The 6,949-nt window shown below is 61.5% G+C and carries 5 protein-coding genes; all 5 read right to left on the bottom strand.

All coding sequences use genetic code 11. The features are described 5' to 3' along the window. Nucleotides 1–263: 263 nt before the first annotated feature. On the bottom strand, nucleotides 264–1,931 hold the full coding sequence (locus P8X75_13905) for a thiamine pyrophosphate-binding protein (GenBank protein MEJ1996277.1): 1,668 nt from the start codon (nucleotides 1,929–1,931) through the stop codon (nucleotides 264–266). Nucleotides 1,932–1,967: 36 nt separating this feature from the next. Further along, nucleotides 1,968–3,983 (bottom strand): tripartite tricarboxylate transporter permease, encoded by a 2,016-nt coding sequence (locus tag P8X75_13900; GenBank protein ID MEJ1996276.1) that lies wholly within the window; start codon nucleotides 3,981–3,983, stop codon nucleotides 1,968–1,970. A 79-nt stretch (nucleotides 3,984–4,062) separates the two neighbouring features. Further along, the gene (locus P8X75_13895) at nucleotides 4,063–5,160 is read right to left on the bottom strand and encodes a tricarboxylate transporter (GenBank protein ID MEJ1996275.1); all 1,098 of its coding nucleotides are present in this window, start codon (nucleotides 5,158–5,160) and stop codon (nucleotides 4,063–4,065) included. 163 nt (nucleotides 5,161–5,323) lie between these two features. Next, a complete protein-coding gene (locus tag P8X75_13890; protein ID MEJ1996274.1) occupies nucleotides 5,324–6,532 on the bottom strand; it encodes a LysR family transcriptional regulator in 1,209 nt (402 codons plus the stop codon). A 70-nt stretch (nucleotides 6,533–6,602) separates the two neighbouring features. Continuing rightward, a partial coding sequence (locus P8X75_13885) for a DUF1932 domain-containing protein (protein ID MEJ1996273.1) occupies nucleotides 6,603–6,949 on the bottom strand: 347 nt, incomplete at its 5' end.

Genomic DNA, 6,949 nt, shown 5'->3' with positions numbered 1-6,949 from the left:
CTCCCTGTGGCGCACATGCCAATGATCACCGATTCTGAAGAGCTGGCGCGCTTAATTTTGAAGTTGAGGTCTGGGCTGGTCAGGGACCGTTAGAACTGAACGCCGACCGCCCAGCTCTCAATCCCTTTCGAGCCCCCTTCGACACGGGTAACGGTCGACTCACAGGCAGTGAGTGTCAGAACAACGACGGCCATCATGGCGAAACGAATATGCATTATCGGAATATAGGTATTCCAAGTCCGCCAAGCGAGCGGTTTACAGGATCAATGGGGGAGCTTGGCGGCGTGAGAGCGGCGGATGACCGGGGATACGACCCTGTCGGACACGTGGAAATCCCAAACCGCTGCGCTTGGGGAGGCGGCAAAACTCTCCGCGAGCGCCGTTAACTCGGACAGATCGTCCACCCGCGTCCCGTCGAGCCCGAAGCCTCTCGCGATCCGCCCGAGATCCGAGCGGCCAAAGACAGCGCCATCATCCGACAAACCTTCGGATCGGAGCTTATGAATTTCCGACCCGTACGCACCGTCGTTCATCACGCAGATCAGTATCTTCATTCCCTGTCGGCGGATGGTCTCCAACTCCTGCACATGCATCAGGAAGCTGCCGTCGCCATCGAACAGCACGACCGGCCGCTCAGGGCGCGCCTGGGCCACGCCCATGGCATAGGAGATTCCGTTGCCGATGGCCCCGAACTCCCGGATGGTATGAAAGTGCTCGACAGGCCGCCGGGGCATCTGGGCAAAGAAGAACGAGCAGTGCCCCGAGGAGTTCACGAACTCCCACCCCATGGGAAGCGCGGCGTCCAAGGCAGAGGCTACCTCTCGAGGATCAAGCAACCCAGGCGCGATCTCGAAAGGTTCGCTGTCCGCGGGCGCGTTGGCAATACGGGCCACCAGTTCCTCGTTGCGCCAATTGGAGGTGCTGGTCGGTTTTCCGCCAAGGCGATCCAGCAGAGCTTCAGCGCCCAGGCGCGCATCGGCGCGGATCTGGGTCTGGGAGGCAACTCTGCCTTGGCTTACCGCTGTCGGGTGAATGTCGATCTGCAAAACCTTGCTGGCGGGGAAAAGCTTGCCTGCATCTGAGTTGTGACTGGCAAGGCTGCATCCGACGGCGACCACGAGGTCGCACTCCGCAAAGCAGGCGCGCGCCACCTCGGTAGAGAACCCACCGGCCACGCCAAGATAGAACGGGTCCTCGCGGAAGAGCCCACGGGCAGGCAGAGTCGTCGCGAGCAGGGCACCGGTCCTCTCCGCGAGCCTCTCCAAGGCGGGTCCGGCGCCCGCACGAACGGCTCCCAGCCCCGCCATGATGATCGGGCGCTCTGCCGAGGCGATCAAATCCGCAGCCGCCTCCAGGTCTTCCGGGTTTGGCGGGACAGGCTCCGGTCGCGGGCGTATCGCATGAGAGGGGGAGGGCAATTGCTGCTCACCGCTCCAGGCCAGCATTTGGATGTCCATGGGCACGCCGAGCACCACCGGGCGCTGCTCCTCAGCGGCCTGCAAGAAGGCGTCGCGTATCTGGGTCGGCATGCGCGGCGGGTGGTGCAGCTGGTGATAGGCGGCCCCGCAGGCGGTAACGAAGGCGGACTGCTCGATTGCCTGATTGTACCAACCCGCCTTGAGCGGCGCTTCGCCGGCAAAGATCACGAGCGGTATATGTGCACGAACAGCGGCGGGCAGGGCGGTCAGTATCTGCGTCAGACCCGGGCCGCAGGTAACGCTGGCGACACCGATGCGCCCGCTCGCCCGAGCATAGGACATGGCGGCGGAGACCGCGCAATGCTCATCCCGCACATAGACGAAACGGCAACCCTTCGACGCCAGATCGGTCGCCCAGTTCATGTTTGCGTCACCCAGCAGGGCGAAACAATCCACTACCTCTTCATGAAGGAAGGCATCGGCCAACACTTCGAAGACTTTTCTATCGGTCATGAATCTTTCCAGCGTGAGGGCCATCAAGCCCAGATACTAGGTCAGCGGCCAGGGAAGCTTGACGAACTCCTGTAGCAGGCCTGGCGGGAAGTCGCGGTTCAACGACCCGGCCAAGAAACAGATAAAGCCCACTGCCAAGGCTGAAAAGATCAAGGTTCTGAGCCAGGATATGCGAGCGCGTATCCGCAGGAAGCTGACGAAGAAGATCGAGAGCGCGATGATAAATCCCAGAAGGCTGGACAGAACCAACAGGAAGGCGAACCAGGAAAGCGTCGGCCAAAGGCCGTGTTCCGCGCCGCCGTCTTCCTTACCTTCCTCCATATCCGCAAAGACCGCATCGTCTTCCGGCGAGCGCATCATGCGAATGAGCAGGATCAGGCAGCCACAGAGCGTCACGGCGCCCACAGTCACCGGGAAGATCTTGTCGCCCATCCGACTGATGGACAGCGCGTCGATCCAGGCGACGAGCAGGTAACCTGTGATGCAAAGCAGGAAGATGAAGGGCGCCCGCTTCTTGCCGGTTGGCGGGTGATCGGATCCCAGGATCTGCTTGCCCTGCCGGATACCGATCACGACTGAAAAGATGGTCAGCGCCAGGAGGATCAGGACAATGGGCGAAGCGATGTACTCGAACCCGGCCTCAAGGCTGCGCTGAAAGCGCGCGCCTGCGATCTGGTTGGCCATGTTCGAGAAGGCTTCGGCCTGGTGAGAGAGCACGAAGCCGATCAGGAACGCCGGGCGGGACCATTCGAAGCGGCGCAGAAAGATACCGAGCACGCCCACCGCCATCAAAGCGATCAGGTCGCCCAGGGACTGGCGGGACTGAAAGGCGGCGAAGGCGATGACCATGAAGAGGAAGGGCGCCACCAGCGTGAAGCGGATCGTCGTCAGCTTGGCGATCTGCCCGGACAGCAGGATGCAAAGGCCCGCGCCGAGGACGTTCGCAAGCGCCAGCGACCAGACGATGGTGTAGGTGATATCCAGGTTATGGCGCACCATGTGCGGCCCCGGGTCATAGCCCAAGAGCGCAATGCCGCCGAGGAAGACCGCCATGGAGCCGGAACCGGGAATGCCAAAGATCAGCGTGGGAACGAGACCGCCGCCTTCCTTGGCGTTGTTCGAGGACTCAGGACCGATCACGCCCCGGATCTCGCCCTTGCCAAAGTTGCTCTTGTTCTTCGTCCATTGGACGGTGAAGCCATAGGTGATCCAGTCCACCACGGACCCACCGAGGCCGGGGATCACGCCGACGATCACGCCGATGCCAGAACAGCGGATCGACAGCCAGATGTTGCGCCACCAGTCGCGCAATCCATCAATCCAGCCGCGCCCGAGACCGCCCGATTTGGAGATGGCCCGGTCATGCCGCAGCAGGGCGACGATCTCAGGAATGGCGAAGATACCGAGGCCGACGATGACCAGCGACAGGCCATCGATCAGGTAGGGAATATCGTAGGTCGACATGCGCAGGCTGCCGCCCGCAGCAGCCTCGCCGATCGTGCCCACCATGAGGCCAAGGCCCGCCGCCACGATCCCTTTCATAGGAATCCGCCCGGCCAGGATCGCCACCATGGACAGGCCCAGGATCGTTACCATCAGCATTTCGGGAAGCCCGAAGGCCAGAATCATCGGCCGTGCGATGAGTATGAAGAAAGTCAGGATCACGGCCCCGAACAGGCCGCCGAAAAGCGAAGAGATGAAGGCCGCGGACAGCGCGCGCGCCGCTTCGCCTTTCTTGGATAGGGGAAAGCCGTCGAGGACCGTCGCCTGGCTTGCGGTCGATCCGGGAATCCCCAACAAGACGGATGCAAAGGTATCCGAGGTCGGCACCACGGCGACCAGCCCGACCATGAGGGCCAGACCCGATACCGGCTCCATCCCGAAGATAAATGGCAGCACCAGCGATAAACCGGCGATGCCGCCCAAGCCGGGAAAGACCCCGACCGAAAGGCCTAGCAGCACGCCAAGAAAGAGGAAGCCCAATTGCTCGGGCTGCAGGATGAGCGCGAGCGCTTCGCCCAAGGCTGGAAGTGCGGTACCAATCAGATCCATGTCAATGCCGCCGGGTCAAACGGGAAGGGAGGCCCTGCGCGGAACGCGCAGGGCCAATGGCTTCTCGATTTATGATCGACTATTCGAGGGTGACCCCGTAGTCGGCCTCAAGCCAGTCGATGACGTACTGCTTGGCGGAAGGCGGCACGTTGGTCGCAAGCGACTTCGCCTTGTCAGCAGCCTTACCGGTCATCTGCGGGTATGTACCGAGCGTTGCTTCGGAGATCTCAGCGAAGTCCGGGCGAGCTAGCACCTTCTTGATGGCCGCGTCATACATCGCCACAACCTCCGCCGGAGCCTCTTTGGGCAGGAAGATCATCTTCTGCGCCGGGAAGCCGGAGATGAAGAAGGCCTTCCAGGCTTCCCAGGCGTCGCCGCTGGTCTCACAACCCTCGGTCGCCTCGCAGACTTCCTTGAAGGTCGGGATCTCGGGGAAGTTCGGATCGCGGATGATGTTGCCGTCATCATCAAGGCCGCCCCAGGTCATCATGGGAACGGCAAGACCTTCCTCCACCATCGGGACGACGCTGCGCAGATAGGCGGGCGTGGTCTGATAGTCGATGTTGGCCTCTCCGCGTTCGAACATCAGACGGCCATCGCCGCGCCCTTCGATGCCGAAGACGGGATCAACCGTCATGCCCAGCATCTTCCACGCGAGGTTGGCGACCAGATCGAGACGCGTCGCGCCCTGGCTGCCCCAAATAAAGTTGATGTCCTTCAGGTCGTCCGCGTCGCCATCGAACTTCGCGGCGATATCGGGCGGCAGATAACTGACGCCGCCAACACCGGAGGCCAGCACGACCTGCCAGTCGTTGTACTCATAGCGCACCCGCGGATCGCCCAGCAGGTAAGGGAACTGTGTGGAACCGGAAGACCCGAAGATCAGGGTACCGTCGGCGGTCGTCTGTTCCTGGAACCAGTTAGCCCCCTTCGTAGAACCCGCGCCAGGCATGTACTTCACGACCACGGTCGGGTTGCCCGGCAGCGCTTCGCTCAACAGCGGCGCATAGAAGTTAGCCCAACGCGCAGAACCGCCGGACTCTGAGAAGGGGATAACGTACTCAACAGTCTTGCCTTCCAAAGTCTGCGCTTTGGCCTCATGGGCCGGCGTCAGGGCAAGTCCGCCCGCCGCCAGGGCAAAGGCGGAAAGAGAAAGGGTTTTGGTCAGTAACTTCATTAGGTCCTCCCTAGATGTTTGCTAAGCTTGTATCCGGATTGCCCGGTCAAGCTGCTTTGAGTTTCGCGAGTTTGACACATTCCGCGATTGGAGTCCTCACCCTCCGAATTTCATTGAAGTTTGCCAAATTGAAACAACGTCGCCGTCATTGATTCTGCCCTCATCAATCCTTTTCTCGTTCGGATTTGCCGGACACTTCCCTAAGAATGTTCAAGAAGCGCTCCTGGGGCGGCCCCGGAAGCCAGTCTTCACGCCATGTCATCCCGATGGCCCGTCCGCTATCCGGCAAGGTGATGTCGATCCTCGTGAGCAGCTTCGCCTCGAAATCCTGCGCAGCCTGCCGCTTGGATAGCAGGGCCAAGCGATCCGAGTTGAAAAGAATGCCCTTTAAAACGCTGTGCGATCCCGTTTCGATCGGCGCGGGAACAGATGCCGGAACCCTCCGCGTGTCTAGCATCTGATCGAAGTAGCTTCGCGAAGGGGCCCCCATACGAGGTGCCACCCAGGGATATCCTGCGACCTCCTCCATCGTGATATTCCGGCGATGAGTCAAGGGGTGTCCGACCCTCGCCACAACAGAAAGAGAGTCGTCGAACAACCTTTCCTGCACCAGCCCGTTGGGCAGTTCTTCGTGACGAAGGGCCCCGATCAATAGGTCGAGATCCCCTCGAAGCAACCCTCTCGCAAGGGGCGTGTAGTACCCATCGACCACACGGCAGATAACGCGCGGGTACTCGCCTGCGAATAGATTGAGAGCCCGGGGCAGGATGGAGCTCTGCGCCAAAGGCAAGCATCCGATTGAAAGCCGCCCTTCAAAATCACCTTGCAAGCCCCTGACGTCATAGACCGCTTGACCGAACTCCCTGAGGGCGAGCTTTGCGTTCCGGGTGAGCGCCTCCCCACTGCGGGTCGGCTTCAGTCCCGACGAGGTGTTCTCGAAGAGCGCGATCTCGAACTGCAGTTCGATCTCACGGCAGGCACGGCTGACGGTGGAGGCATCCCGCCCGAGTTGGATGGCGGCCTCACGGAACCCGCCGGCATCGACTGTCGCGACGAGGCTGCGAAGCTGGCCCAGGGTGATCTGATGATGGAAGTAAGGCTTGCCCGCGATACGGTCTGCCCGCCTTAGAAACTCGAACCCGCGGCGCGTGCGGGCAATGAATAGACTACCGGCGTCTGTCGGGTGCATGCCCCCGCCGCTGCGGCGGAACAGGAGAACGCCGAGCTCTTGTTCGATCTTCGCAATCCCTTGCGTCAGAGCCGGTTGAGACAGATTGATTTCCTGAGCCGCGCGGGAGAGGGTGCCCTGATCCGCCACCGCGACGGCGCCCAGAAGGTGCCGAAGGTTTGGAATGGAGACTTCAGCGCCCATCCTGGAACTCCTCCCGCTGCGCTAAATGAATAGCACCGCAAAAGGGCCGGTTCCATCGGCATTTAAGCCTCTAGCCTTCCTGCCGCCCCAATCGTTGGGAAAGAAGTTGCCGGACCAGGACAGCAAGGGTATCCCCCTCCACGCTCAAACCGCCCATGCGGTCCTGTACGCCAGCAATCTCGCGTGCCAGCCCGCCGCTCAAGCCGAGTTCGTCGAGCGTCGCGCAGCTCTCCATCATCTCAGCAGCGCGGCTCTTTCCATGTCTTGTGGAGAGCTCGAAGTGGTAGTCGGCGATGCGCGGCCACTCGAGCCCCGGATAACTCTTCGAAAGCGAAGCCAAGATGTCGTCGAAGCAGCCCGAGGCAGCAGCGGCGAGGAGACATTCCACCGTGATCGCTTCCAGGCCCTTCACGAAAA

This window comes from Limibacillus sp. (assembly GCA_037379885.1).
Lineage (GTDB): Bacteria > Pseudomonadota > Alphaproteobacteria > Kiloniellales > CECT-8803 > JARRJC01.
The sequence above is the reverse complement of the archived record's forward strand: the minus strand, read 5'-3'. Positions and strand labels throughout refer to the sequence as shown.

Excerpts from the sequence above, each read along its gene's own strand:
- P8X75_13905 (MEJ1996277.1), bottom strand. The coding sequence starts at position 1,931 with ATGACCGATAGAAAAGTCTTCGAAGTGTTGGCCGATGCCTTCCTTCAT.
- P8X75_13900 (MEJ1996276.1), bottom strand. The coding sequence starts at position 3,983 with ATGGATCTGATTGGTACCGCACTTCCAGCCTTGGGCGAAGCGCTCGCG.
- P8X75_13895 (MEJ1996275.1), bottom strand. The coding sequence starts at position 5,160 with ATGAAGTTACTGACCAAAACCCTTTCTCTTTCCGCCTTTGCCCTGGCG.
- P8X75_13890 (MEJ1996274.1), bottom strand. The coding sequence starts at position 6,532 with ATGGGCGCTGAAGTCTCCATTCCAAACCTTCGGCACCTTCTGGGCGCC.